We start from the raw sequence: 26,471 nt of genomic DNA on the forward strand, positions 1-26,471 counted from the left end.
ACCATAGTGGAATAAATAATGAGTAATGTTGATCAGCGTCCAATTATTTTGACAGGCGACCGCCCAACCGGACAACTTCACCTCGGGCATTTTGTCGGTTCTTTGCGTTCTCGTGTAGGTCTACAGGATAGCCATCATCAACATCTCTTATTAGCAGATGCACAAGCGTTAACAGACAATGCCGATAACCCAGATAAAGTACGCCGTAACATTTTAGAAGTTGCTCTAGACTATTTAGCGGTAGGCATTGATCCAACTAAAACCACAATTTGTGTACAGTCATGCTTGCCTGCACTGAATGAGCTTACAATGTTATATCTTAACTTTGTAACTGTAGCTCGTTTGGAGCGTAACCCAACCATCAAATCTGAAATTCAAATGCGTGGTTTTGAACGTGATATTCCTGCCGGTTTTCTTTGCTACCCTGTAGCACAGGCAGCTGATATTACGGCTTTTAAAGCGACTGTAGTACCAGTAGGCGAAGATCAAATTCCAATGATTGAGCAAACTAACGAAATCGTGCGTCGTGTAAACCGTCAAATTGGTCAAGACCTTTTACCTGAATGTAAAGCATTGCTTTCTAATATGGCTCGTTTACCTGGTTTTGATGGTAAAGCGAAAATGTCTAAGTCATTAGGCAATACCATTGTTTTAAATGCTTCTGACAAAGACATCAAAAAAGCTGTAAATGCGATGTATACCGATCCAAATCATCTTCGCATCGAAGATCCGGGCCAAGTTGAAGGAAACATTGTATTTACTTATTTAGATGCATTTGATCCAAATAAAGAAGAAGTTGAAGAGCTAAAAGCACACTACCGCCGTGGTGGTCTTGGTGATGGTACAGTTAAAAAACGACTTGAAGGTGTACTAAAAGAATTAATTACACCTATACGTGAACGTCGAGAAGAACTTGCTAAAGATCCTGACTACATTATGGATGTTTTACGCCAAGGTACTGATAAATGTCGAATCATTACCCAGCAGACTTTGGACGAAGTTAAAGATGGCTTAGGCTTATTTAAGTTCTAATTTTTTATATTAGAGATATAAATCAAAAAAGCCCTACGGGGCTTTTTTTATAATTATATTTAGATTCAATAATTTAACTCTTTAGAATTTCTATATATTTATTATGATTCACACGCTTTTACCCTTTTAACGTGAAGTAACACTAATTAACGTGAACCTTAATGAACAAATAAGAATGCATCACTAATATAACTTGAGTAGGTTGATATGAACCTCACGACATTTCTCCTTAAGCCGAAACTGTTTTTAACAGATTCGTTGTTCTACGCAGTGATCACCCCAATCATTGCGTATTTTTTTGTCTTTTTTAGCCAGATTATTTCTTACATCATTTTATTTAGCTTTCAATAATACAAAAAAATACCGCATCATTTTTCAGATGCGGTATTTTTTAAAGATTCAAGGAAGCAATTAAGCTAAACCTTTCTCTTTTAATACTTGCAACATAGTTGAACCAAGCTCAGCTGGGCTACGAGTGTAAGCCATACCTGCTTTTTCAAATGCAGCGAATTTCTCTTCAGCAGTACCTTGACCACCAGAAATGATCGCACCAGCGTGACCCATACGCTTACCTTTAGGCGCAGTTACACCAGCGATGTAACCTACTACAGGTTTAGTCACGTTAGATTTGATGAATTCAGCAGCTTCTTCTTCCGCTGTACCACCGATCTCACCGATCATGATGATTGCATCAGTATCTGGATCGTCTTGGAACAATTGAAGAGCTTCGATTTGGTTCATACCTGGGATTGGGTCACCACCGATACCGATACAAGTAGACTGACCTAAACCAAGCTTAGTTGTTTGAGCAACAGCTTCATAAGTCAATGTACCTGAACGTGAGATGATACCAATACGACCTGGTTGGTGGATGTGACCAGGCATAATACCGATCTTACATTCACCTGGAGTGATCACGCCTGGGCAGTTAGGACCAACTAAACGAGTACCGTTACCGTTAGTTTCTAAATAACGTTTTGCTTTAAGCATGTCGATTGTTGGAACACCTTCAGTGATCACAACGATTAGGCCAACACCTGAATCAACCGCTTCAACGATTGAGTCTAAAACGAATGGAGCTGGTACATAGATTACAGATGCATCTGCATTTGTTTCACGTACAGCTTCTTTCATTGTGTTGAATACTGGTAAGTCAAGGTGAGTTGTACCACCTTTACCTGGAGTAACACCACCAACAACTTTTGTACCGTAGTCTAAAGCTTGTGCAGAGTGGAAAGTACCGTTTTTACCAGTAAAACCTTGTACCAATACTTTAGTGTCTTTATTAATTAATACGCTCATGATTGATACTCCCCTTACGCTTTAACTGCAGCTACAACTTTTTCTGCGGCATCAGACAAACCGTTCGCAGAAATTAATTTCAAACCAGATTCATCAAGTAATTTCGCACCTAACTCAGCGTTGTTACCTTCTAAACGAACAACAACTGGAACAGTTACATTTACTTCTTGAACCGCTGCAATAATTGCTTCAGCAATCATGTCACAACGTACGATACCACCGAAGATGTTGATTAAAACACCTTGTACAGACGTATCAGCAAGAATGATTTTGAACGCTTCGATTACACGCTCTTTAGTTGCACCGCCACCAACATCAAGGAAGTTTGCAGGCTGACCACCATAAAGTTTAATGATGTCCATAGTTGCCATTGCAAGACCAGCACCGTTAACCATACAACCAATGTTACCTTCTAAAGCAACATAGTTAAGATCAAATTCAGATGCTTTTAACTCACGCTCATTCTCTTGAGATTTATCACGTAAAGCAGCAACTTTAGGTAAACGGTAAAGCGCGTTAGAGTCGATACCTACTTTCGCATCTACACATAAAATTTCGCCATTTTCACGAACTGAAAGTGGGTTAATTTCAAATAAAGCGAAATCATTTTCAACAAATGCTTGATAAGCAGCTGTCATGATTTTCACGAATTGACCGATTTGTTTGTCTTTCAAACCTAAAGCAAACGCAACTTCACGTGCTTGGAATGGTTGTAAACCAACTAATGGATCAACTTCAACTTTGATAATTTTTTCTGGAGTTTCTTCCGCAACTTTCTCGATTTCTACACCACCTTCTGTAGAAGCCATGAAAGTAATACGACGGCTAGAACGGTCTACAACCGCACCCAAGTAAAGCTCACGCTCAACTGGATATACGTCTTCAGCAACAATGATGCTGTTTACTGGTTGACCATTTGCATCTGTTTGATACGTTACAAGACGAGTACCAATGATATTGTTTGCAAATTCGATAACATCTTCTTTAGATTTTGCAACTTTAACGCCACCAGCCTTACCACGACCACCAGCATGAACTTGCGCCTTCATTACAGCGAATTTACCACCAAGCTGTTCAAATGCAGCAACTGCTTCGTCTGCATTGGTTGCCAAGATACCTTCTTGTACCGGCATACCATATTCTTTCAATAACGCTTTAGCTTGATACTCATGTAAGTTCATTTAGTTACCTACTTAACTTTGTTTGTTGTCTTCAATTTGCGCAACATTCTCATGTTGTATAAGCAAATTGCTGTCTACGTCTATCAACTTGATGATTTTTTAATCACACCATCGAATGTGAAAAAGAGCGGAGGACCGCTCTTTATTTTATTTACGCTTACGTTGAATCGCGTGAATTGCACGACCATCTACAGCAAGTGCAGCTTCATGAACAACTTCAGAGAATGTTGGGTGACCAAAAGTCATCAACTGAAGATCTTCAACAGAAGATACAAATTCAAGTGCAATCATACCTTGGTGAACGATATCAGATGCCGCAGGCCCAATCACATGCATACCTAATAAACGGTCAGTTTTTGCATCAGCAACAAACTTAACAAAACCTGCACCTTCACCAGCAGCTAAAGCACGACCATTTACAGCAAAACCGAATTGACCAGTTTTTACTTCATGACCTTTTTCTTTAGCTTGCTCTTCAGTTAAACCAACCCACGCCGCTTCAGGGTGTGTATAGATAACAGAAATGATTGTGTCATAGTTTACTTGAGCTGCATGACCATGAATACGTTCAACAGCCATTACGCCCTCTTCCATTGCTTTATGAGCAAGCATTGGACCGCGTACTAAGTCACCAATCGCATATACACCTTCTACAGAAGTTGCACAGTGATCATTTACTTCAACTAAACCACGTTCAGTTAATTTAATACCTGAATCTTCAGCCAATAAACCTTCAGCATAAGCTTTACGGCCAACACAAACGATTAACTTATCAAACGTTTGTTCTTTGTCTTCACCAGCTTGAGTGTATTTAACAGTCACTTCACGACCGTTTACTTCAGTACCAGATACTTTTGCACCAATGCGGATATCTAAACCTTGTTTAGTCAAGATTTTTTGATATTCCTTAGAAAGTGCTTTATCAGCCATTGGCAAGAATGCATCCATTGCTTCAAATACAACAACTTCTGCACCAAGACGACGCCATACTGAACCAAGTTCTAAACCGATTACACCTGCACCAATTACACCTAAACGCTTAGGTACTTCAGGGAAGTTTAATGCGCCAGTTGAATCAACAATAATATCTTGATCTACAGGAGCTACAGGAATATTTACAGGCACAGAACCAGACGCAAGAATTACGTATTTAGGTTCTAAAATTTGAGTTTCACCTTCATGTGGAACAAACTCAACTTTTTTACCAGCAAGTAATTTACCTGTACCTTTTAACCACTCGATACCGTTGCCTTTAAGCAATTGATCAATACCGCCAGTTAATTGGTCAACAATTTTGTCTTTACGAGCAAGAAGTTTTGCAAGATCGAAATTCACTTCACCAGTTGTAATACCGTGATCAGCTAAATGATGCACTGTATCTTCATAACGATGAGAAGAATCAAGCAAAGCTTTAGAAGGGATACAACCTACGTTTAAGCAAGTACCACCTAAAGAAGGCTTACCGTTGTGAATACGTTTTTCAATACAAGCGACTTTGAAGCCTAGTTGAGCAGCGCGAATCGCAGCTTCATAACCACCAGGACCACCGCCAATGACAACAAGATCAAATTGTTGAGACATTTTTATCTCCATAAACCAGGATAGAGGATTACTCTACCCTGGTAGGTATTTATTCGAAGAAATTAAAGATCAAGAATGAGTTTAGCTGGTTCTTCTAACAATTCTTTGATTGCTACTAAGAAACCTACAGCTTCTTTACCATCGATCATACGGTGGTCATAAGAAAGCGCTAAGTACATCATTGGCAAGATTTCAACTTGACCATTTACCGCCATAGGACGTTCTTGGATTTTATGCATACCCAAGATACCAGTTTGCGGCTGGTTCAAAATTGGAGTTGAAAGTAATGAACCGAAAGTACCACCGTTAGTGATCGTGAAAGTACCGCCAGTCATTTCTTCGATAGATAATTTACCATCACGTGCTTTAGCAGCGTAAGCAGCAATACCTGCTTCAACTTCTGCATAGCTCATACGGTCAGTATCACGTAATACTGGTACAACAAGACCACGATCAGAAGATACTGCAACACCGATGTCATAGTAACCGTGATAAACGATATCATCGCCATCAATTGAAGCATTTACAGCTGGGTAGCGTTTTAGCGCTTCAGTTGCTGCTTTAACGAAGAATGACATGAAGCCTAAACGAGCACCATGACGTTTTTCGAAAGCATCTTTATATTGCTTACGTAATTCCATGATTGGCTTCATGTTAACTTCGTTAAATGTAGTTAACATTGCTGTTTCTTGAGTAGCTGCAAGAAGACGCTCAGCTACACGTTTACGTAAACGAGTCATTGGAACGCGTTTTTCGATACGCTCGCCAACAGCAACGCTTAATGGAGTAACGTTAGCAGCTGGTTTAGCTTGATGGTTTGCAACATCTTCTTTAGTAATACGACCGCCACGACCAGTACCTTGTACGTCAGAAGCAGCAATACCAGATTCAGTTAACGCTTTACGTACCGCAGGAGCTTGATCAGATACAGTTTCATTACGCTCAACAACAGGAGCAGCACCAGCTTGAGTCTGAGCAACTGCTTGTTCTACTGCCGCAGGAGCAGCAGCCGCTGCGCCAGCACCAGCTTCGAATTGAGCAATAACTTCGTCAGAAAGAACTGTATCGCCTTCACCTTTAATGATTGCAACCAAGCTACCATCTGCAGGAGCAACAACTTCTAAAACAACTTTGTCGGTTTCAATATCACAGATTACTTCATCACGTGATACAGGTTCACCCACCTTTTTATGCCAAGTTGCGATGGTTCCATCTGCAACAGACTCTGGGAATACCGGTGCTTTAATTTCGGTTGCCATTATTGAGAATCTCCTGATTGTTCAGCTTCGATTGCCAATGCATCATTAATTAGCTGAGCTTGTTGTTTTGCATGCAAGTACGGTGAGCCACAAGCTGGTGCAGCAGAAGCTTCACGACCTGCAAAACTGATACGGATTTGTTTGCCAGATTTTAAGATATCGTCATATAAACGCGGTGCGATAAACAACCAAGCACCTTGGTTCTTCGGCTCTTCTTGCGCCCAAACGAGTTCTTTCACATTTGGATAAGCAGCCAAGATTTCCGCAAGACGTTGCTCTGGGTATGGATACAACTGTTCAATACGTACAATTGCAACATTAGTTAAGTTTTGTTCACGACGTTTTTCGAGTAAGTCGTAATAAACTTTACCGCCACAAAGTACAAGACGAGTTACATCTGACTTGTTAATTTGATCAATTTCGTCAATTACAGTTTGGAACGAACCATGTGCTAGCTCTTCTAAAGTAGAAGTCGCAAGTTTATGACGAAGTAAAGATTTCGGTGACATTACGATTAATGGCTTACGAATTGGGCGTACAGCCTGACGACGTAATGCATGGAAAATCTGTGCAGGTGTCGTTGGAGTAATCACTTGCATGTTGTCTTCAGCACATAACTGTAAGAAACGTTCTAAACGAGCTGAAGAGTGCTCTGGACCTTGACCTTCGAAACCATGCGGTAACAACATTGTTAAACCACAAACACGTTCCCATTTAGTCTCACCAGAAGCAATAAACTGGTCAATCACAACCTGAGCACAGTTTACGAAGTCACCAAATTGTGCTTCCCAAATAATCAAGCTCTTAGGAATTGTAGTTGCGTAACCATATTCGAATGCAAGAACTGCTTCTTCTGATAAAAGAGAGTCATAAATCGCAAAACGCGGTTGGTTCTCTTTCACATGGCAAAGAGGAATGTAAGTTGAACCATCAACTTGGTTATGCAATTTCGCATGGCGGTGTGAGAAGGTACCACGACCCACGTCTTCACCAGTAATACGAACTAGATAGTCTTCATCTAATAAAGTTGCATAAGCTAAAGTTTCTGCTGCACCCCAGTTCAATGGAGTTTCACCAGTTTGCATTTTCACGCGGTCTTCAATTACTTTTTGAACCTGACGCTGCATTACAAACCCTTCAGGAAGCTTGCTCATGCCCTCGCCTAACTCTTTAAGGCGGTTTATGTCAAATGAAGTATCCCAATCGTCTGTATATTCATGGCCCAAATATGGAGTCCAATCTACAAACATTTTAGTGTTCGGCTCAAGAATCAAAGCATTCGCTACATGATTACCCGCTTCTAAATCAGCACGATAATCTTCAACCATTTGGTCAGCTTCAGCACGGTCAAGCACTTTCTCTTGTACCAATTGATCAGCATAAAGTGTACGAGTAGTTGCTTTCTTAGCAATCACTTGATACATCAATGGTTGTGTACCAGATGGCTCATCTGCTTCGTTATGGCCACGGCGACGGTAACAGAACAAATCGATGACTACATCTTTACGGAATTCGTGACGGAAATCATGTGCTAATTGAGTAGCAAAGATAACAGCTTCAGGATCATCACCATTTACATGGAAGATAGGAGCCTGAATCATTTTAGCAACGTCTGTACAGTATTCTGTCGAACGCGCATCACGTGGATCAGAAGTTGTGAAACCAACTTGGTTGTTCACAATAATATGAACTGTACCACCAACCGTATAGCCACGAGTTTGTGACATCTGGAAGGTTTCCATGTTCACGCCCTGACCTGCAAATGCAGCATCACCATGAACAATAACTGGTAATACGTCATCACCGCCGATGTCTCTACGACGTACTTGACGCGCACGTACAGAACCTTCGACTACAGGACCAACGATTTCCAAGTGAGATGGGTTAAATGCCAATGCCAAGTGAACTTCACCACCTGGAGTCATTACATTACTTGAGAAACCTTGGTGGTATTTAACGTCACCAGAACCTTTCTTATGAAGTGCTTTACCTTCGAACTCACCAAATAAGTCCGCAGGGTTTTTACCCATAATATTAACAAGAAGGTTCAAACGACCACGGTGTGGCATACCGATAACAACTTCTTTACAACCTACGGCACCAGCACGCTGGATAATCTCATTTACCATAGGAATAAAAGATTCGCCGCCTTCAACACCAAAACGTTTAGCGCCGACGTATTTATTACCGAGATATTTTTCTAAGCCTTCAGCAGCGGTTAAACGCTCTAAGAAGCCTTTCTTTTGTTCATTTGAGAAATTGAATTTACCACGGGCACTTTCAAGACGCTGTTGAATCCAACGTTTCTCTTTTGTGTCCACGATATGCATATATTCAACACCGATCGAACCACAATAGATTGCTTCCATTGCTTCAATCATCTCAGCAAGCGTTGCTTCGCTTTTACCGATCTCAAGATTGCCTGTGTTGAATACTGTGTCTAAATCTGATTTGGTTAAACCGTGTGCTGAAAGATCTAAATCAGGAATATCTTCACGCTTAGCAAGACCTAACGGATCTAACTTAGCTTTTTGATGTCCGCGATTGCGATAAGCAGCAATGAGTTGTAAAACGCCAATTTGACGACGCTCATGTTCAGTACTTACAGTACTTTGTACAACAGGTTGAACACGATTAGCATTACGTCCTAGTAATAGGAATTGCTCACGCACAGCGCTGTGTGGTTGGTCACCCTTTGGATATTTATCGAAATATTGGCGCCAGTCCTCAGCGACGGAGGTTGGGGAAGTCAGGTACTGCTCGTAAAGTTCTTCAATATACGCTGCACTATCAGCGGAAAGTTCAGTGTCAAGACGCAATGCGTCAGCAACTTCTTGCATTTGTGGACCCATTTCCTATTGCAAAAAATATTACAGGCTGCCTTTTAAGCATACCCATGATGCATAATGTCAAATTGGTAAAAATGACACTACTTACCCAACAGGTCTTCAAGACCATGGGGCGTCATACTACCTAGAGAGAAAACTCCATAGGTAATTAATGAATCACAACGCCCTCAATGGCATCATCACTCACCTTATACTCGATAAAAAACCGAGCAATTTTTTGCAAATCTTTTTAGAAAAATTAACTTTAAAATTAACTTTTCTAAAATGACTTTAACCATAAAAATTAAGCACAGATCTAAGATCGTGCCACTTAATTTAATTTCACTAGTATACGCTTTTTTCACCTATAACTTTGTGGCAAATCGTATCATGTTCTTAACGAACGATTGATTTTTTTGACACATACCATCTATAAATTGGCGAAATACATATCCAATTTTATCTATTAATATATGGTGCTTTATATAAAAACCCCTCTTTTACCGACTAAAGTATAAGACACGTATTATAAAATTAAAAAAAAACGCACATCAAGGATGTGCGTTCTCTATTTGCGCAGAATTAACCCGCTTGATCTAACAACATATTACGGATATGACCGATTGCTTTTGTTGGATTCAAACCTTTAGGACATACTGACACACAGTTCATAATACCTTTACAACGGAACAAACTGAACGGATCGTCAAGACGAGCCAAACGTTCTGCAGTTGCAGTATCACGAGAGTCGATAATAAAACGATATGCATTCAACAACGCTGAAGGACCCAAGAATTTATCAGGGTTCCACCAGAATGATGGGCATGAAGTTGAACAACATGCACAAAGAATACACTCATACAAACCATTTAAGTGTTCACGCTCTTCAGGAGATTGCAAACGCTCTTTAGGTGGAGCAGGTTGGTTATTGATCAAGAATGGCTGAATTTTGTCATACTGATCATAGAATTGGTTCATATCAACAACCAAATCTTTAACAACCGGCAAACCAGGTAATGGACGAATTACGATTTTCTCTGGTAAATCGTTAAGGTTTTGCAAGCAAGCCAAACCATTTTTACCATTGATATTCACACCATCAGAACCACAAATACCTTCACGGCAAGAACGACGGAATGTTAACGTTTCGTCTTGAACCTTCAAAGCAAGCAATGCATCAAGCAACATACGGTGCTTATCAGTCAACTCAAGCTTGAAAGTTTGCATGTACGGCGCTTTATCCTTATCAGGATCATAGCGGTAGATTTCGAATGTACGAGTACCTCTACTCATCTTTATACTCCCGATTAGAATGTACGTGGTGCTGGTGGAATTGGATCAACAGTTAACGGCTTGAAGCGCACTGGCTTATATTCCAAACGGTTATCTGATGAATACCATAAAGTATGTTTCATCCACTCATCATCACGGCGACCGTATGAATAAGTTGGGTGATCAGCTGGTAATTCATAATCAACTACCGTATGCGCACCACGACATTCTTTACGCGCAGCAGCTGAAATTAATGTAGCTTTTGCAACTTCATATAAGTTTTCAACTTCAAGCGCTTCAACACGTGCAGTGTTAAATACTTTAGATTTATCTTTCAAGTGGATGTTACGCACGCGTGGTTCAAGAGCAAGAATCTCTTTAACACCCTTATCAAGCAATGCTTGAGTACGGAATACACCTGCGTGATCTTGAACGATATCACGAATTGCATCAGCAACTTCTTGAGCATTTTCGCCAGAAGTTGATTCATCCAATTTACGTACACGAGCTAAAGTTTGCTCTAATACATTTGTTGGAAGCGGTGCATATTCATCACCATGATGCTTAGTTACGTAATCAATAATGTGCTCACCAGCAGCCTTACCAAATACAACCAAGTCAAGAAGTGAGTTCGTACCTAAACGGTTCGCACCATGTACTGATACGCATGAACACTCACCGATTGCATAGAAACCTTTTACAGGTTTAGTGTAGTTGTCTGTACCAGGCTCTGGTAAGCACACTTGACCATGCATATTCGTAGGAATACCACCCATTTGATAATGGATTGTTGGTACTACTGGAATTGGTTCTTTAGTGATGTCAACGTTTGCGAATTTTTTACCAATCTCAAATACAGATGGTAAACGCTTCATAATTGTGTCAGCACCCAAGTGAGTCATATCAAGCAAGATATAATCACCTTTTGGACCACAACCACGACCTTCTTTAATTTCTTGGTCCATAGAACGTGATACGAAGTCACGCGGAGCCAAGTCTTTTAAAGTTGGTGCATAACGTTCCATGAATGGTTCGCCGTCTTTGTTACGAAGGATCGCACCTTCACCACGACAACCTTCAGTCAACAATACGCCTGCGCCCGCAACACCTGTAGGGTGGAATTGCCAGAATTCCATATCTTGTAATGGAATACCAGCACGAGCAGCCATACCAAGACCGTCACCAGTGTTGATATAAGCATTTGTTGATGCACGGTAAACACGACCAGCACCACCAGTTGCAAATAATGTTGCTTTTGCTTGGAATACTGCAATGTTACCAGTTTCTTGGTCAATTGCAGTTACACCAAGTACATCACCCGCTTCGTTACGGATCAAATCAAGAGCGATCCACTCAACGAAGAATTGAGTACCCATTTTCACGTTGCTTTGATAAAGCGTGTGCAATAAAGCGTGACCAGTACGGTCAGCAGCTGCACAAGCACGTGGAACTGGTTTATCACCATAGTTTGCAGAGTGACCACCGAACGGACGTTGGTAAATTGTACCATCAGCGTTACGGTCAAACGGCATACCTAAGTGTTCAAGTTCATAAACAACTTTTGGCGCCTCACGACACATAAATTCGATTGCGTCTTGGTCACCTAACCAGTCAGAACCTTTTACTGTATCGTAAAAGTGGAAATGCCAGTTATCTTCTTGCATGTTACCTAACGACGCACCAATACCGCCCTGAGCAGCAACTGTATGTGAACGTGTTGGGAAAACTTTAGTAAGTACTGCAACTTTCAAACCTGCTTGAGCAAGTTGGTAAGATGCACGCATACCAGAACCACCACCACCAACGATAACAGCATCGAAAGTGAGGTTTTGAATATTTGAATAATCTTCTTTAGGGTTTATCGCGCCCATGATATCTTCCTATCAATTCGCCCAGAAAATCTGGATACCCCAGATTGCGTACACAAACACTGCAATAATGACAGCCGTAGTCAGTACAAGGCGTAAACCTTTCGCTGAAGGACCCATTTGACGAGTAGTGACATAGTCAGTAAAAACCTGCCACATACCAATCCATGCGTGTGCGATAAGCGACAAAATTGCCAATAAAGAGAAAATCTTCATTGGTAATGTCATCATGAAGCCAGCCCATTGTTGATAGTCAAATCCGCCTTTGCAGAGGATCCAACCAAAAAGAACAACAGTATAAGCTGCCAATACCACAGCACTTACACGCTGGATAAACCAATCACGAGAACCTGAACCTGTTAAACCTGTAGCACTTTTCATTAGAACATAATCCATACAAAGGCTGCGATAATGGCTACCACAGATAAGATCAATGAAATTGTCGCTGCAATACGACCGCTTTGCAGTTCTTCAGCAAAACCTAGATCTGCAAGCAAATGCTTAACCCCAGCAATAAAGTGGAAAATCAAGCCGGCTACAAATACCCACACAACAAAACGTACGAGGATATTTCCAAAAACGACATTTTTAACGTAGTCAAATCCTTCTGGTGAAGATAATGATTTATCTAGAATCCATAAGAGAACTGGTACTAATAAGAAAACGATGACACCTGATAAACGGTGTAAAATTGATGCAATAGCCACGGGTGAGCGTAAATTTACCGCTAACACCTGACCCATGGACAAATTGACAGGTCTGTTGCTTTTCACAGCGGGCATCCTGTAGGTAGAAACTCCGACCGGAGTTTGTTGAATTAATTCCAAGGAAAGCTGGCATTGTTAGGCAAGCACAGCTCATGCCTAACCTATAAACGACACTGAATTATAAAACGCGAAATATCAAAATACAAACAATCGACTTTGGCTTTTCCGCAAAAACTCATCAAATAAGAATCATTCACATAGCCAAACAGCATCCTTTCCTATCCCGAAGTTAAGATCAAACAAAACATGTGCTTGTTTAATCTCATCTTTTATAAAAAATTGCTTTTCTACAGTTTTATTTAAAATAAGTGCATTTTAGACTAAAGATAAAGTTAATAAATCATCAACTCAAGACAAAAATATAAATAAAACTGCTTCTTACCTGCTAATTTTATTCAGTTTTATCTATAAAGAGGGTTTATCCGTATTTATATCAAAAGAAATAAAGTGCTACTTGACTGTTAACAATGATCACTATTTTTACAAAAAATGAGTTTTAATTTTTTCTAGACTGTTCAATGAGCTATTTTTTAAACAATTAAACTTAAAAAAAAGACAACTTTTGGAATTATCAAATAGTGATAATGTGGCGATTTTTGAATCATAATTTAAAATTACAGCCTGAGTTTTATGATTTTTTTAATCGGATTGGCATTTTATAACGTTATCCTATTCTTAATTTTTATTTAAAAATTTGCTTACAATTGTACTCACGCTTCATTTTTTTTCTGCACGTTCTTCTTGAATTGACTTATGATACCATCCCGATGCAGTGATTTTACTGACTTTTTTGCTCGGGTCTTGATGACTAACTCTCTGTGGGAACGTCATTTTTTATCCATAAGTATAATTGACAAAATTTCAGTACTCACTAATCTTATAGCAAATTTTGACACCGTCTGATTCGCACATGAGAAAATTAGGATTTCGAGTCAGATAATCATTCACCAGGACAGGAGATCTATTGAATGTCTGAAGCAACTGGCAAAAAAGCCGTATTACATCTTGATGGCAAAGAAATTGAATTACCAATTTACAGTGGCACATTAGGTCCCGATGTAATCGACGTTAAAGATGTATTGGCCTCAGGTCACTTTACTTTTGATCCTGGTTTTATGGCGACAGCTTCATGCGAGTCTAAAATCACATTTATCGATGGTGACAAAGGTATTTTATTACACCGCGGTTACCCGATTGACCAGTTAGCGACTCAAGCAGACTACCTTGAAACTTGTTATTTATTATTAAATGGCGAGTTACCAACTGCTGAACAAAAAGTTGAGTTCGATGCGAAAGTTCGTGCTCATACTATGGTTCATGATCAAGTTAGCCGTTTCTTCAATGGTTTCCGTCGTGATGCTCACCCTATGGCAATCATGGTTGGTGTAGTAGGCGCATTATCTGCTTTCTATCACAACAACCTTGACATTGAAGACATCAACCACCGCGAAATTACTGCGATTCGTTTGATTGCTAAAATTCCAACGCTTGCTGCTTGGAGCTACAAATATACTGTAGGTCAGCCATTCATCTATCCACGTAATGACTTAAATTACGCGGAAAACTTCTTACACATGATGTTTGCAACTCCTGCAGACCGTGACTACAAAGTAAACCCTGTTCTTGCTCGTGCAATGGATCGTATCTTTACGCTTCACGCTGACCATGAACAAAACGCGTCTACTTCTACAGTTCGTCTTGCTGGTTCTACTGGTGCGAATCCATATGCGTGTATCTCTGCTGGTATCTCTGCTCTTTGGGGTCCTGCACACGGTGGTGCGAACGAAGCAGTTCTTAAAATGCTTGATGAAATCGGTAGCGTTGAAAATGTTGCTGAGTTCATGGAAAAAGTTAAACGCAAAGAAGTTAAACTTATGGGCTTCGGTCACCGCGTTTACAAAAACTTCGATCCACGTGCTAAAGTGATGAAGCAAACTTGTGACGAAGTTCTTGAAGCATTAGGTATCAATGATCCTCAATTAGCGCTTGCTATGGAACTTGAACGTATTGCATTGAACGACCCGTACTTTGTTGAACGTAAACTTTACCCTAACGTAGACTTCTACTCTGGTATCATCCTTAAAGCGATTGGTATCCCAACAGAAATGTTTACCGTTATCTTCGCTCTTGCACGTACAGTTGGCTGGATCAGTCACTGGTTAGAAATGCACAGCGGTCCTTACAAAATTGGTCGTCCTCGTCAGCTTTACACTGGTGAAGTGCAACGTGACATCAAGCGTTAATATTCGAAAGAACATTAATGTAAAAAAGCTGCCTAATGGCAGCTTTTTTTTATAAATAAGTTTTTAAAAGTTATTCTTCTTCAAACATATTTAACAAGTGATGACTGATACCATCAGCTCTTAGCCAAGCCAACTCATAACTTGCTTTAGCCAAAGCTAAAATACGTCTTTCAAACTCAGTCCATACTTCTTTAACTTGTGCTTCTGAAATCCCCAAACCACTCTCATGAGCTAAATGCTTATTCTTTTCACATATTTTTAAGGCATGGTAGAGTTTACGCCCTTTACTCGCCCCTTCCATTAACCTGACACGTTTACCTAATATAAATCCTTCTACATGTTGTAGATTCGCCTGCGGCAACATAGGTACTAAAATCTGGTCTAATTGATCATCTAAACGCTTCCAGACAGCTAAACGCTGCTCTGCCGTATAGGTATTCCATTGAATCACTTCATGGTTAAAGCGGCGACAACCACGACACACCTGATCACCAAAAACTGTTGAACAACGCCCTGCACATGGGGTGAGAGAGAGCATTCGATGATCACTACTCAAAACAGACTCCTTAAATAAACCATATACTTTTTATGGTTTTCTCGCTTATTACGAATTTTCGCGCTAAAATATGCGCCTTAAATTTCTATCTTAATACATTTGGAGTTTTCCATGAACGCTACTGTAGAACAGCTTGCACCTGTAGAACAGCAAGCGACCGCGGGTTGGGTTGTTGCAGCACTATATCAATTTAAAGAAGTTCAAGATCCAGCTGATCTTCAACAACGTCTTTTAGACTTAGTGAAAACAATTAACCTTTGCGGAACTCTGATTGTAGCAGGTGAAGGAATTAATGGTACTGTTGCTGGGGACCGTGAAGCAATTGATACGATTCATCAATTTCTGTTAAACGAAGGTTTTAACGCTATGGAATATAAAGAGTCCCATAGTTCTGACAAACCTTTCCGTAAAATGAAAATCAAGCTTAAAAAAGAAATCGTGACTTTAGGCGTTGAAGTAAAACCTCGTGATTTAGTGGGTCACTATCTTGATCCTAAAGAATGGAATGAGCTTATTGCACGTGATGATGTGATTCTAATCGACACACGTAATGATTATGAATATAAAGCCGGAACTTTCAAAGGTGCGATTGATCCAAAAACAGAAACTTTCCGCGAATTTCCTAAATATGTAAAAAAAGAGTTAGAACAACATAAAGATAAGAAAATCGCGATGTTCTGTACGGGCGGTATTCGCTGCGAAAAATCAACTTCTTTACTTCTTCAAGAGGGCTTTAAAGAGGTTTACCACCTTAAAGGCGGTATTCTTAAATATTTAGAAGAAACTCCTCCTGATGAAAGCCTTTGGGAAGGTGAATGTTTCGTATTTGATGGACGTACTGCTGTAACTCATGGTGTTGAAGAAGGTGCAAATATTAAATGTCATGCTTGTGGCTGGCCTTTAACTCCTGAAGAGTCTGCGCTACCAAGCTATGAACATGGTGTTTCTTGCTTGTACTGTATTGATAAAACCACTGAAAAACAAAAAGCTGGCTTCCGTATGCGCCAATCACAAATTGCTGCCGCTAAACGTAAACGTCTATAAGATTTAATAGAGTTTCAAAAAAGGCATTTAGTTTTCTAGATGCCTTTTTTTAATTCATACAAATAAATTCTGACAATAAAAAACGCCCTAGAAAGGACGTTATTTATTATTTCTTCTAATAAATTAATTTGGAGTATGGTACATCAAATATAACTCATTCAAATTATCTGGGATTTCTTCTGCCAGTTCATCCATTAACTGTCCATTGCGACGGAAAGATTCCATCTGTGGATCTTCTTCATCAATTCCGCTAAAAACCATGATTGGTAAAGTCAAATCAACCAATTGTTCTTCATACTCAGGGGCAAACCAAGCCTCTTCATTTAAGAACATTGCATCAACAAACCCTACACTCCAATCGCCTAAGCTTGATTCAACGTCAGCTTCTTCAACTTCAAATGGAAATTCAATCCCATTTTCATTTGCTAAATCTTGACGAATCGACTCTAGCCAAACCTTGATTTGTTGAATAATTTCAGCCGGAACCTTTTTCTGGTTACCTTCGAACAATTCATCTAACCAACGGTCAAACTGAGGGCCTACTGCAATTGCACACAAAAATCCATGAGTTGCAGCAAAGTCTAGACCATACTCATTGTGGTCTCCATCTAGATATTCACTTAATTGGTCTAAATCTAATGCACTCATTGTGTGTTACCTGACTTTAAAAAGAAATTGACGATAGCATAGCACTTAAGCTGACGATGCCCTATTTAGTTTTGATTAGTCTTCGTCATCAAGATCATCATCGTCTAAATCATAATCGAAATCTTTTAACTCACGCTCTAAACGGCGCTGTGCCAATAGATCATCAATTAATCTACGTTTTTCCAACGATTCTTTTGCACTGATTTTGCCTGATGACTCATCAAAACCGACATCATCATCATCGCCGTAGTTATCATCTAGTTCAAAATCTGTAGAAGACACTAAAACTACCTCATAATGAAAAAATGTGAATGGGTCTAGCCGCTATTTATCTGTCTTACTTTTCCTTGTCAAGTTTTATTTATATTTTTTTCATTTAATTGCTCATTTGTACTTTTTTTCACCCAAAAAATTGTGTATTTATAAAACAGAACAATCTTTTGATAAGCGAAGATTTCTACAAATTTTTCTATGATTTAACCTTGAAAAAAATGATTTTAGCCCAATATTCAAAAAATAGTCGTGAATTCAAAGATATTTTTTATTTAACGGTCACCGATCAAAGCCCAAACATTTCAAGCAAATTGTGCTATCATGCACGGTTTTTCACTGCCACAGATTCAACAAAGAGTAAGCAAAGATGAGCGATATGCATTCCCCTACTTCTCAAGTAGCGGCTCTGATTAGCCGAGGCAAAGAACAAGGTTACTTAACTTACGCTGAGGTTAACGATCATCTGCCGGACTCGATTACTGAAAGCGAACAGATTGAAGACATCATCCAGATGCTTCAAGACGTTGGTATTCCTGTACACGAGCGTGCACCTGAATCTGACGATACCATGTTCGGCGAATCAGCTGATGCAACTGATGAAGTTGCTGAAGAAGAAGCTGCTGCCGTACTTGCATCTGTTGAAAATGAGCCTGGACGTACGACAGACCCTGTACGTATGTACATGCGTGAAATGGGTACAGTAGAACTGTTAACCCGTGAAGGTGAAATCAGCATTGCTAAACGTATTGAAGAAGGCATTCGTGATGTCTTGAACTCAATCGCTTACTGGCCAAATGCTGTTGAAGTTGTATTAAAAGAATATAATGATTTTTTAACTGGCGAACGCCGTCTTGCCGATATCTTATCTGGTTATTTAGACCCTGAAACTGACGAAGATATTCCGGAAGTTTTAGAAGATGTTGAAGAGCTTGAGGAAGAAGACGAATCATCTACAAAGTCAACGAAAGAAGTTAAGCTTGATGATGACGATGAAGAAGAAGAGTCTGAAGGTGATGATGATTCTGAAGGTGATTCAGGTCCAGACCCTGAAGTTGCAAAAGTTCGTTTTGCTGAATTAGAAGCTGCATGGGCTCAAACTAAAGCTGTCATCGAAAAACATGGCCGTAATAGCCCTGAAGCAAATGAAGCTCTGGAGTCTTTAGCAACTGTATTTATGATGTTTAAATTTACTCCACGTTTATTTGACATCATTTCAGAAATGATTCGCGGAACTCATGAACAAATTCGTGCCAATGAACGTGAAATTATGCGTTATGCAGTACGTCGTGGTCGTATGGACCGTAACCAGTTCCGTACATCTTTCCCGAAACAGGAATCTAATCCTGCTTGGTTAGATGAACAAATTGCTAAAGCTCCAGCTGAAATCAAGGCTCACTTGGAAAAAGTTCGTCCTGATGTTTTAGCCTTCCAGCAAAAAATTGCAGATATCGAAAAAGAGCTTGGCCTAAACGTTAGTGAAATTAAAGATATTTCTAAACGTATGGCAATTGGTGAAGCCAAAGCTCGTCGTGCGAAAAAAGAAATGGTAGAGGCCAACCTTCGTTTGGTAATTTCGATTGCGAAAAAATATACCAATCGTGGTTTACAGTTCCTTGACTTGATTCAAGAAGGGAACATTGGTTTGATGAAAGCCGTAGACAAGTTTGAATATCGTCGTGGTTATAAATTCTCGACTTATGCGACTTGGTGGATTCGTCAGGCAATTACCCGTTCTATTGCCGATCAGGCCCGTACAATTCGTATTCCTGTACACATGATTGAAACGATTAACAAAATTAACCGTGTATCGCGTCAATTATTACAGGAAATGGGCCGTGAACCTACTCCTGAAGAGTTAGGCGAACGCTTAGAAATGGATGAGGTTAAAGTTCGTAAGGTTCTTAAAATTGCGAAAGAGCCAATTTCAATGGAAACTCCAATCGGTGATGATGAAGATTCGCATCTTGGGGATTTTATTGAAGACCAGAACATCACTTCTCCAATTGATGCTGCGACTTCAGAAGGCTTAAAAGAAGCAACTCGTGAAGTTTTAGAAAACTTAACTGAACGTGAAGCAAAAGTATTGAAGATGCGTTTTGGTATTGATATGCCAACCGATCATACTTTAGAAGAAGTAGGTAAGCAGTTTGATGTAACACGTGAGCGTATTCGTCAGATTGAAGCGAAAGCATTGCGTAAATTACGTCACCCTTCTCGTTCTGAACACTTGCGTTCTTTCCTAGAGAATGACTAATTTTTGAAATCTTGAAATTTCGAGACTAGTCCCCATTTAATAGAAAGAGCTATAAACGCCTGCGATGATGCAGGCGTTTCACATGATGAGGTTACTTATGTTAGACCGCACTCCATCTCGCGAACTCCGTGAAGACCTTTGGGTATTTCCAATGGACTATCCAATTAAGCTCATTGGCGATGCGGGTGAAGAATTACGTATAGCTGTCGTTGATATTCTAGTGAAACATTTTCCTGACTTTGACCAAACAACGTTAAAAGTACAAGAATCACGTACAGGCAAATACCATTCATTAACCGCGCAATTACGCTTTGATGAATTGGAACAAGTGCATGCTTTATATGCAGACTTGGCTGCTTGTCCGCAAATAAGAACTGCGCTTTAATTTTAAAATGCCATGACAAATTTAATGTCATGGCATTTTTATTTATACCAATCTTTATAGAAATAATTACAAATATTTAGAACCGCTTAAGCAAAATACTTTAAACTCATCAAAAGCATACTCTCATAATTTAAAGTTGAGAGACTTCCCTTCTGTTAAGTACCATGCACAGGAAAATGTTTAATGAGCCTTGATAAACCCACTTTGATTATTCGTCAGTGGAACGATTTACAAGATTATCAAAGCAAATTCGAATCGATGAAGAACCTGACCAATCAACGTGATGAAAATACAGCAGACGAGCTGTGGTTACTCCAGCATCATGAAGTACTAACTCAAGGTCAGGCTGGAAAACCAGAACATATTCTGATTCCATCAAACATTCCTGTAGTACAAACTGACCGTGGTGGACAAGTAACTTGGCATGGTCCTGGTCAACTCGTCGCTTACTTTATGTTTGACCTTAATCGACTGAAATGGAATGTACGCACATTGGTCAGTTTTGCTGAACAATTTATGATAGATGTTTTAAAGAAATATAACATTGAAGCATATGCAAAACCTGATGCACCAGGCGTTTATGTGGATGGCAGAAAGATTGGTTCATTAGGCTTCAAAATTCGCCGTGGACGTAGTTATCACGGTTTAGCCCTAAACTTGGACTGTGCTCTAACTGGTTTTCAAACCATCAACCCTTGTGGTTATGCAGGATTAGAAATGGTCCGCATACAAGATTTAGTGACTCCATATCCATCATTTGAACAACTTTGTCAGGACTTTATTGAGTATATTAAAGCTACTGGGTACTTTAATGACCCAGAAGTCAAAATTGAATAAATGATTTTGAGATGGAATAAAAATATATTAGAGTAATTACTCTAAATTTGCTTTTGCATAATTTTAAGAAGGGATAGCAAGTGATTTCGACAAAAGCTGTAAAGCCCACTCTGCAACTTGCCTACGTTAAGCTCATGATGGACGTTGTTGGTCGAGGCTTAGTCATGGCGAGTCAAGTAGATAGTGAAATACAAGAGGAAGTGTCTAAATTTCCTGTTCACTTTGTACTTTCAATGAATGTCTTCCCAAATGGACCCGCATTTTTTGCACGAGTGACAGAAGATAAACAATTAGAACTGCTGAAAAGAGCGGAAAAAAAGCCTGATTTAACCATTACTTTTAAGCATGTAACTCATGCTTTTTTGGTTTTCTCTTTTCAGGAAAGTACTGCTCAAGCCTTTGCAAATGACCGTATGATTGCTGATGGTGATGTATCCGCAGCAATTCGTTTAGTCCGCTGCCTCAATAAAATGGAGTCTCTCATTTTACCGAAATTGGTGGCTTCACTCGCTGTTAAAGAATACCCAACTGAACTTACCCTAAAAGAAAAATTCAACCAAGCTGCAAATATTTATTTAAAAGTAGCTAAGTCTTACTTCAAGCGGAGCGCATAACATGGCTAAACCATATTACGAATTCTTTTGTCCTGTAAAAGTCATTGCCGGTAATGCTGCTTTAGAACATATTCCGTTTGAACTTGCGACTTTAGGTGCAAAACGCCCTCTTATCATTACCGATAAAGGTGTTCGTGCAAATGGCTTGTTAAACCCTATTGAAGCTGCTTTTAGCACAACTGATGCAGTCATTGGTCATGTTTTTGATGATGTTCCACCAGACTCAAGTCTTGAAGTTGTTCGACTTGCCGCGGAAGCTTATCGCATAAATAAATGTGATGCGATTATTGCTGTGGGTGGTGGTTCTGTTATCGATACCTCTAAAGCAACTAACATTTTAGTATCAGAAGGTGGAGATGATCTTCTTCAATATTCTGGTGCACACAACCTACCAAAACCATTAAAACCATTTTTCGTCATCCCGACTACATCAGGTACGGGATCTGAAGTGACCATGGTTGCTGTTGTGTCTGATACACAAAAGAATGTTAAATTGGCATTTGCTTCATATTACTTAATGCCACATGCTGCGATTTTAGATCCACGCATGACATTAACTTTACCACCTCACTTAACTGCAATGACGGGTATGGATGCGTTAACACATTGTGTTGAAGCATACACCTGTATGGCAGCCAACCCACTCAGCGATGCCTATGCAAGTGCAGGTATTAAAAAGATTAGCGAAAATCTATTTAATGTCTTAGAAAATCCAAATGACACACAAGGTCGTTTAGAACTTGCACAAGCTTCTACAATGGCAGGTATCGCATTCTCTAACTCGATGGTAGGCCTTGTACACTCATTAGGACATGCATTAGGTGCAGTTGCTCACCTGCCCCACGGGCTGTGCATGAACTTATTCTTACCTTATGTGCTTGAGTACAATAAACAAGTCAATGGTCAGAAAATTGGCGAGTTGCTATTACCACTTGCAGGTGCCGATATTTATGCCCAGACTCCTGCTACTCAGCGTGCAGACAGAGCAATCGCAACTATTTTAGCAATGCGTGATCGTTTATTTAGCTTAACCAAATTACCACGTACCTTACGTGAAACAGGTAAAGTTACTGAAGCACAGCTTGATGAAGTGGCAGAGAAAGCACTAAATGATGGCTCAATTATTTATAATCCTAAAGAAGCAAGCTTAAAAGATCTACGAGAGATCTTACAAAAAGCTTGGTAAGTTAAGATTTAGATATCTAAAGCAAAAAGCTAAAGGTCTGATTTTTATGACAAATCAGACCTTTTTTATATCTATGAATTTTTATTCATCATTTTCTTTGGAAATATGGCAAAAAATTTGCTAAAAAATCCACGAAAGTACTGACAATTTGCATCAATTTAGGATAGATTGGCGCACTTTATCTTTTATGTAGGGGGGATCGTTCGTCTCAAACGATCCTTAACACCAAGCTGATCCTTGATCAACGATTATGAGGATAACGCCGTTGACAAACTTATCTGGGACTAAACCAACAGCTAAACTTCAAAAGAATCTTGTGCTTTGGCACATCATTATTATTGGTTTAGCTTATATTCAGCCATTAACTTTATTTGATACTTTTGGTTTAGTATCAGAACGAAGTGGTGGACATGTACCTACTTCTTATATCTTTGCCTTAGTTGCAATTTTATTGACGTCGATCAGTTATGGACACATGATCAAACGCTATCCTTCTTCAGGATCAGCATATACCTACGCCCAAAAGTCAATTCACCCTAATGTTGGTTTTATGGTGGGTTGGTCATCTTGGCTAGACTATCTACTTTCACCACTCGTCAATATCATTTTGGCCGATATTTATTTAAGAGCTTTATTTCCAGAAGTAAATAATTGGCTATGGGTTATTGGCTTAACTGCATTAATGACTGTGATTAACTTATTTGGCGCACGCTTTGTCGCGCGTTTTAACAGTACAATTGTGGTTATTCAACTTGGTGTTATTTTTTACTTTGTTTATCAAGTATATATTCTCCTTACCCAAGGCGTATATGCTGATGGTACGCTTAATCCCGATAAAGCCGAATTATGGTCATTAACTCCTTTTTGGAATGATATGACTTCTATTAGTGCTTTGATTGGTGGTGCAACAGTACTGTGCTTTTCTTTTACAGGTTTTGATGCTTTATCTTCACTTGCAGAAGAAACTAAAGATGCTGAAAAAACGCTTCCAAAAGCGATTTTCTCAACAGCATTGCTTGCAGGTATTATTTTTATCGTAAGCACTTACTTTATCCAGTTGTATTTCCCTAGCAACCCAAACATCTATTTTAAACCGTTAGATGAATCACAACCTGTTATGGTTGCAGCAATTGGCAGCATTGCATTTAAAACATTAGTTTTATATTTTGCTGTAGTTGCAGTAATGGCATCCGGTATTTCAGCACATGCTGGTGTATCTCGCTTAATGTATGTAATGGGCCGTGATGGGGTTATCAATAAAAAGCTGTTTGGTCATATTAGCCCAAGATTGCATACTCCGACTTACAATATTCTTATTGTTGGTGTAGTTGCATTATCTGCTGGCTTTTTAGACCTTGAACATATTGTTAACTTAATTAGTTTCGGGGCCTTAACTGCTTTTAGTTTTGTAAACTTCTCGGTGATTTCGCGCTACGCGCTGAGAGATGGTAAAAACAAATCTATCAAAGATATTATTAATTACATTATTGTACCAACGCTTGGCTTTGCTAGTGTGTTCTTAATGTGGTTAGAAATTGACAAGCTTGCTTTGCAAATTGGCTTAGCTTGGGCAGTGTTTGGGGTAGGTTATCTTGCCTATAAAACCAAAGGCTTTAAATATAATGCTCCTCAACATAATGAGCATGAATAATAAAAAAGGCGCTTAAAAGCGCCTTTTTTTATGGACTCATTAACCATATATTTTATTTACAATGGCTTGTACACGTTTTGCATAAACTTTAGCTGTTTCCAAATCCCCTGTTGGGACTTCATCTACACTTGCATCCGAAGGCGATTGAACTAAAAGCCCTACCGAACCGCCTAAATTATTTACATCTTCACGTGTTGCATCTTTGGTATTCGCTGGCAATAAGCCCAGACTCACCCAAATACCACCATGCTGTGATGCTAAAGTTTGCAGTTGGATAAGCGTAACTTGTTTATCCCCATTTAAACTTGCACTATTCGTAAAGCCTGCAAAAACTTTATCTTGCCAACCACGTATGAACCAAACCTTTGAAGTTGCATCAGCAAATTTTTTAAATTGCCATGGTGCTGTACCCATATAAGTCGGCGCACCAAACACAATGCCTTTTGCATTATTCAATGTTTCCCAATCTTGCTCAGTGATATTACCTTCCTGATTAATCTGGATAAGTTGAGCATTAATTTCATTAGCAAAAGTTTCAGCCACTACTTTAGTGTGGCCATAACCCGAGAAATATACAACCGCAATATTAGAATTAGACATGGAAGAAAACCTATGTTTTATTAAATTCCATTTAATGATATATTTTAGATACTAGGTGTCAATTAGTTACCATTTGGTAACTATCCTATTTTTTTAGAAAAGAGAGGGTAAATTAGATGAATGAATGTCTAAAATATAATATTTTTCAACAACATTGCCCTGCTCGACTGTTTTTTGAAAAAATTGCAGACAAATGGGTTTTACTCATCTTAAATATTCTTGAGCATGAAACTCAGCACTTCAACTTACTTAAAAAAAATATTGAAGGGATTTCACCTAAAGTCTTGTCTCAGAAGTTAAAAATGTTAGAGAGAGACGGTTTTATCGAACGAAAAATTCAGGATACTTCCCCTATTCGTGTCGATTATTCCCTCACGCCACTTGGGCAAAATGTAGCTGCTATGGCATATCAGTTAAAAGAGTGGGCTGAAACTAATATTGAGCAAGTTTTAGCAGCCCAAATCATCTATGACGAAAAGATACTAGAACAAGCTTAAATAAAAATAAGGCCACTAAGGGCCTTATTTTTATTTAGAACTTAAGAAATTAACCTAATTTTTTAAAGCCTTGCTGACGCCATGCTTCATATACGATCACGGCAGTTGCATTAGATAAGTTTAAACTTCTTGAGTTTTCTGCCATTGGTAAACGAATCCATTGTTCTTGAGGGAACATCAGACGAACATGTTCAGGCAAGCCGCGTGTTTCTGGCCCCATCAATAAAGCCACAGGTCTATTTAAATCAACTGTATGAGGCGTAGCAGAACCTTTCGTAGTTAAAGGAAAAACATGCTCAACACCTTTTGCTTTTAGGTCCGCAAGACAAAGCTCTATGTTGTCCCAAATTTGCATTCTTGCCCATTCATGATAATCAAGCCCTGCGCGTTTAAGCTTTTTATCATCAAGTTCAAAACCTAAAGGCTTAACTAAATGCAATTGAGCGCCTGTATTCGCGCATAGACGAATAATATTACCTGTGTTAGCAGGAATCTCAGGCTCGTATAGAACAACATGAATCACTTAATTACTCACTTAAATTACTTATTGGTTAGCTCAGGCAATAATTACATCTCTTTTGCAGATATCAATA

Annotated in this window: 24 protein-coding genes and 1 pseudogene; 10 read left to right on the forward strand and 15 right to left on the reverse strand. The window is 39.3% G+C overall.

Features of this window, described 5'->3' with window-relative positions; all coding sequences use genetic code 11:
* The first annotated feature begins 18 nt into the window (after positions 1 to 18).
* Entirely contained in the window at positions 19 to 1,032 is a 1,014-nt protein-coding gene (gene trpS / locus EGS71_RS08750) for a tryptophan--tRNA ligase (protein WP_000072941.1), read from the forward strand.
* Positions 1,033 to 1,443: 411 nt separating this feature from the next.
* Here the strand turns inward: trpS and sucD are convergent, their stop codons facing one another.
* The 10 genes and pseudogenes from sucD to sdhC all read right to left on the reverse strand — a co-directional run bounded on the left by sucD (position 1,444) and on the right by sdhC (position 13,105).
* A complete protein-coding gene (sucD, locus tag EGS71_RS08755; RefSeq protein ID WP_000114637.1) occupies positions 1,444 to 2,334 on the reverse strand; it encodes a succinate--CoA ligase subunit alpha in 891 nt (296 codons plus the stop codon).
* 14 nt (positions 2,335 to 2,348) lie between these two features.
* The gene (gene sucC, locus EGS71_RS08760; protein ID WP_001048573.1) at positions 2,349 to 3,515 is read right to left on the reverse strand and encodes an ADP-forming succinate--CoA ligase subunit beta; all 1,167 of its coding nucleotides are present in this window, start codon (positions 3,513 to 3,515) and stop codon (positions 2,349 to 2,351) included.
* 147 nt (positions 3,516 to 3,662) lie between these two features.
* Positions 3,663 to 5,096, reverse strand: a complete 1,434-nt coding sequence (gene lpdA, locus EGS71_RS08765; protein ID WP_000082610.1) for a dihydrolipoyl dehydrogenase — start codon at positions 5,094 to 5,096, stop codon at positions 3,663 to 3,665.
* 62 nt (positions 5,097 to 5,158) lie between these two features.
* A complete protein-coding gene (odhB, locus tag EGS71_RS08770; RefSeq protein WP_000179879.1) occupies positions 5,159 to 6,355 on the reverse strand; it encodes a 2-oxoglutarate dehydrogenase complex dihydrolipoyllysine-residue succinyltransferase in 1,197 nt (398 codons plus the stop codon).
* A complete protein-coding gene (locus EGS71_RS08775; protein WP_001984866.1) occupies positions 6,355 to 9,195 on the reverse strand; it encodes a 2-oxoglutarate dehydrogenase E1 component in 2,841 nt (946 codons plus the stop codon). Before EGS71_RS08775 ends, odhB begins: the two co-directional genes overlap by 1 nt.
* 157 nt (positions 9,196 to 9,352) lie before the next feature.
* Positions 9,353 to 9,482, reverse strand: a pseudogene (locus EGS71_RS08785) (hypothetical protein).
* 283 nt (positions 9,483 to 9,765) lie between these two features.
* Complete coding sequence (locus EGS71_RS08790) at positions 9,766 to 10,476, reverse strand: succinate dehydrogenase iron-sulfur subunit (protein ID WP_000086385.1); 711 nt, start codon at positions 10,474 to 10,476, stop codon at positions 9,766 to 9,768.
* Between the two features lie 14 nt (positions 10,477 to 10,490).
* Complete coding sequence (gene sdhA / locus EGS71_RS08795; protein WP_000500957.1) at positions 10,491 to 12,326, reverse strand: succinate dehydrogenase flavoprotein subunit; 1,836 nt, start codon at positions 12,324 to 12,326, stop codon at positions 10,491 to 10,493.
* A gap of 12 nt (positions 12,327 to 12,338) precedes the next feature.
* A complete protein-coding gene (gene sdhD, locus EGS71_RS08800) occupies positions 12,339 to 12,704 on the reverse strand; it encodes a succinate dehydrogenase, hydrophobic membrane anchor protein (protein ID WP_000833672.1) in 366 nt (121 codons plus the stop codon).
* The gene (gene sdhC / locus EGS71_RS08805) at positions 12,704 to 13,105 is read right to left on the reverse strand and encodes a succinate dehydrogenase, cytochrome b556 subunit (RefSeq protein ID WP_001984863.1); all 402 of its coding nucleotides are present in this window, start codon (positions 13,103 to 13,105) and stop codon (positions 12,704 to 12,706) included. Before sdhC ends, sdhD begins: the two co-directional genes overlap by 1 nt.
* A gap of 953 nt (positions 13,106 to 14,058) precedes the next feature.
* On the opposite strand from sdhC, the gene gltA reads away from it, so the two are divergent.
* A complete protein-coding gene (gltA, locus tag EGS71_RS08810) occupies positions 14,059 to 15,333 on the forward strand; it encodes a citrate synthase (RefSeq protein WP_001287579.1) in 1,275 nt (424 codons plus the stop codon).
* Between the two features lie 70 nt (positions 15,334 to 15,403).
* Here gltA and EGS71_RS08815 read toward each other — a convergent pair whose 3' ends face one another.
* The gene (locus tag EGS71_RS08815) at positions 15,404 to 15,889 is read right to left on the reverse strand and encodes a DUF1289 domain-containing protein (protein WP_001981983.1); all 486 of its coding nucleotides are present in this window, start codon (positions 15,887 to 15,889) and stop codon (positions 15,404 to 15,406) included.
* Between the two features lie 111 nt (positions 15,890 to 16,000).
* On the opposite strand from EGS71_RS08815, the gene EGS71_RS08820 reads away from it, so the two are divergent.
* Positions 16,001 to 16,933, forward strand: coding sequence for a rhodanese-related sulfurtransferase (locus EGS71_RS08820; RefSeq protein WP_000994657.1), 933 nt, complete (start codon positions 16,001 to 16,003; stop codon positions 16,931 to 16,933).
* A 123-nt stretch (positions 16,934 to 17,056) separates the two neighbouring features.
* Here the strand turns inward: EGS71_RS08820 and EGS71_RS08825 are convergent, their stop codons facing one another.
* Both EGS71_RS08825 and EGS71_RS08830 read right to left on the reverse strand, forming a co-directional pair.
* Entirely contained in the window at positions 17,057 to 17,581 is a 525-nt protein-coding gene (locus tag EGS71_RS08825; protein ID WP_001274941.1) for a YecA family protein, read from the reverse strand.
* Between the two features lie 75 nt (positions 17,582 to 17,656).
* Complete coding sequence (locus EGS71_RS08830) at positions 17,657 to 17,863, reverse strand: PA3496 family putative envelope integrity protein (protein WP_000099358.1); 207 nt, start codon at positions 17,861 to 17,863, stop codon at positions 17,657 to 17,659.
* Positions 17,864 to 18,221: 358 nt separating this feature from the next.
* On the opposite strand from EGS71_RS08830, the gene rpoD reads away from it, so the two are divergent.
* From rpoD to EGS71_RS08860, 6 genes are all read left to right on the forward strand, one after another.
* On the forward strand, positions 18,222 to 20,108 hold the full coding sequence (gene rpoD / locus EGS71_RS08835; RefSeq protein WP_001281941.1) for an RNA polymerase sigma factor RpoD: 1,887 nt from the start codon (positions 18,222 to 18,224) through the stop codon (positions 20,106 to 20,108).
* 97 nt (positions 20,109 to 20,205) lie between these two features.
* A complete protein-coding gene (locus EGS71_RS08840; RefSeq protein WP_000887099.1) occupies positions 20,206 to 20,493 on the forward strand; it encodes a YbeD family protein in 288 nt (95 codons plus the stop codon).
* 183 nt (positions 20,494 to 20,676) lie between these two features.
* Positions 20,677 to 21,330 (forward strand): lipoyl(octanoyl) transferase LipB, encoded by a 654-nt coding sequence (gene lipB / locus EGS71_RS08845; protein ID WP_000050858.1) that lies wholly within the window; start codon positions 20,677 to 20,679, stop codon positions 21,328 to 21,330.
* A gap of 80 nt (positions 21,331 to 21,410) precedes the next feature.
* Positions 21,411 to 21,944, forward strand: a complete 534-nt coding sequence (locus EGS71_RS08850; RefSeq protein ID WP_000626048.1) for a hypothetical protein — start codon at positions 21,411 to 21,413, stop codon at positions 21,942 to 21,944.
* Position 21,945: 1 nt separating this feature from the next.
* On the forward strand, positions 21,946 to 23,130 hold the full coding sequence (locus EGS71_RS08855; protein WP_001118407.1) for an iron-containing alcohol dehydrogenase: 1,185 nt from the start codon (positions 21,946 to 21,948) through the stop codon (positions 23,128 to 23,130).
* A gap of 265 nt (positions 23,131 to 23,395) precedes the next feature.
* Complete coding sequence (locus EGS71_RS08860; RefSeq protein ID WP_000183443.1) at positions 23,396 to 24,781, forward strand: APC family permease; 1,386 nt, start codon at positions 23,396 to 23,398, stop codon at positions 24,779 to 24,781.
* A gap of 39 nt (positions 24,782 to 24,820) precedes the next feature.
* Here EGS71_RS08860 and EGS71_RS08865 read toward each other — a convergent pair whose 3' ends face one another.
* Positions 24,821 to 25,381: a flavodoxin family protein gene (locus EGS71_RS08865; RefSeq protein ID WP_000071883.1), complete on the reverse strand. Its 561-nt coding sequence runs from the start codon at positions 25,379 to 25,381 to the stop codon at positions 24,821 to 24,823.
* Between the two features lie 116 nt (positions 25,382 to 25,497).
* On the opposite strand from EGS71_RS08865, the gene EGS71_RS08870 reads away from it, so the two are divergent.
* Positions 25,498 to 25,878, forward strand: a complete 381-nt coding sequence (locus EGS71_RS08870) for a winged helix-turn-helix transcriptional regulator (RefSeq protein WP_001001259.1) — start codon at positions 25,498 to 25,500, stop codon at positions 25,876 to 25,878.
* Positions 25,879 to 25,927: 49 nt separating this feature from the next.
* Here EGS71_RS08870 and EGS71_RS08875 read toward each other — a convergent pair whose 3' ends face one another.
* Positions 25,928 to 26,401, reverse strand: a complete 474-nt coding sequence (locus EGS71_RS08875) for a tRNA (cytidine(34)-2'-O)-methyltransferase (RefSeq protein ID WP_000582207.1) — start codon at positions 26,399 to 26,401, stop codon at positions 25,928 to 25,930.
* Between the last annotated feature and the right edge of the window lie 70 nt (positions 26,402 to 26,471).

Origin of the sequence: Acinetobacter sp. FDAARGOS_559, from assembly GCF_003940475.1 — a bacterium.
In the GTDB taxonomy this organism is placed as follows: domain Bacteria; phylum Pseudomonadota; class Gammaproteobacteria; order Pseudomonadales; family Moraxellaceae; genus Acinetobacter; species Acinetobacter baumannii.

Bases quoted from the DNA above. Each gene is read 5' to 3' on its own strand.
- trpS (WP_000072941.1), top strand. From the start codon at position 19: ATGAGTAATGTTGATCAGCGTCCAATTATTTTGACAGGCGACCGCCCA.
- sucD (WP_000114637.1), bottom strand. From the start codon at position 2,334: ATGAGCGTATTAATTAATAAAGACACTAAAGTATTGGTACAAGGTTTT.
- sucC (WP_001048573.1), bottom strand. From the start codon at position 3,515: ATGAACTTACATGAGTATCAAGCTAAAGCGTTATTGAAAGAATATGGT.
- lpdA (WP_000082610.1), bottom strand. From the start codon at position 5,096: ATGTCTCAACAATTTGATCTTGTTGTCATTGGCGGTGGTCCTGGTGGT.
- odhB (WP_000179879.1), bottom strand. From the start codon at position 6,355: ATGGCAACCGAAATTAAAGCACCGGTATTCCCAGAGTCTGTTGCAGAT.
- EGS71_RS08775 (WP_001984866.1), bottom strand. From the start codon at position 9,195: ATGCAAGAAGTTGCTGACGCATTGCGTCTTGACACTGAACTTTCCGCT.
- EGS71_RS08790 (WP_000086385.1), bottom strand. From the start codon at position 10,476: ATGAGTAGAGGTACTCGTACATTCGAAATCTACCGCTATGATCCTGAT.
- sdhA (WP_000500957.1), bottom strand. From the start codon at position 12,326: ATGGGCGCGATAAACCCTAAAGAAGATTATTCAAATATTCAAAACCTC.
- sdhD (WP_000833672.1), bottom strand. From the start codon at position 12,704: ATGAAAAGTGCTACAGGTTTAACAGGTTCAGGTTCTCGTGATTGGTTT.
- sdhC (WP_001984863.1), bottom strand. From the start codon at position 13,105: ATGCCCGCTGTGAAAAGCAACAGACCTGTCAATTTGTCCATGGGTCAG.
- gltA (WP_001287579.1), top strand. From the start codon at position 14,059: ATGTCTGAAGCAACTGGCAAAAAAGCCGTATTACATCTTGATGGCAAA.
- EGS71_RS08820 (WP_000994657.1), top strand. From the start codon at position 16,001: ATGAACGCTACTGTAGAACAGCTTGCACCTGTAGAACAGCAAGCGACC.
- EGS71_RS08825 (WP_001274941.1), bottom strand. From the start codon at position 17,581: ATGAGTGCATTAGATTTAGACCAATTAAGTGAATATCTAGATGGAGAC.
- rpoD (WP_001281941.1), top strand. From the start codon at position 18,222: ATGAGCGATATGCATTCCCCTACTTCTCAAGTAGCGGCTCTGATTAGC.
- EGS71_RS08840 (WP_000887099.1), top strand. From the start codon at position 20,206: ATGTTAGACCGCACTCCATCTCGCGAACTCCGTGAAGACCTTTGGGTA.
- lipB (WP_000050858.1), top strand. From the start codon at position 20,677: ATGAGCCTTGATAAACCCACTTTGATTATTCGTCAGTGGAACGATTTA.
- EGS71_RS08855 (WP_001118407.1), top strand. From the start codon at position 21,946: ATGGCTAAACCATATTACGAATTCTTTTGTCCTGTAAAAGTCATTGCC.
- EGS71_RS08865 (WP_000071883.1), bottom strand. From the start codon at position 25,381: ATGTCTAATTCTAATATTGCGGTTGTATATTTCTCGGGTTATGGCCAC.
- EGS71_RS08870 (WP_001001259.1), top strand. From the start codon at position 25,498: ATGAATGAATGTCTAAAATATAATATTTTTCAACAACATTGCCCTGCT.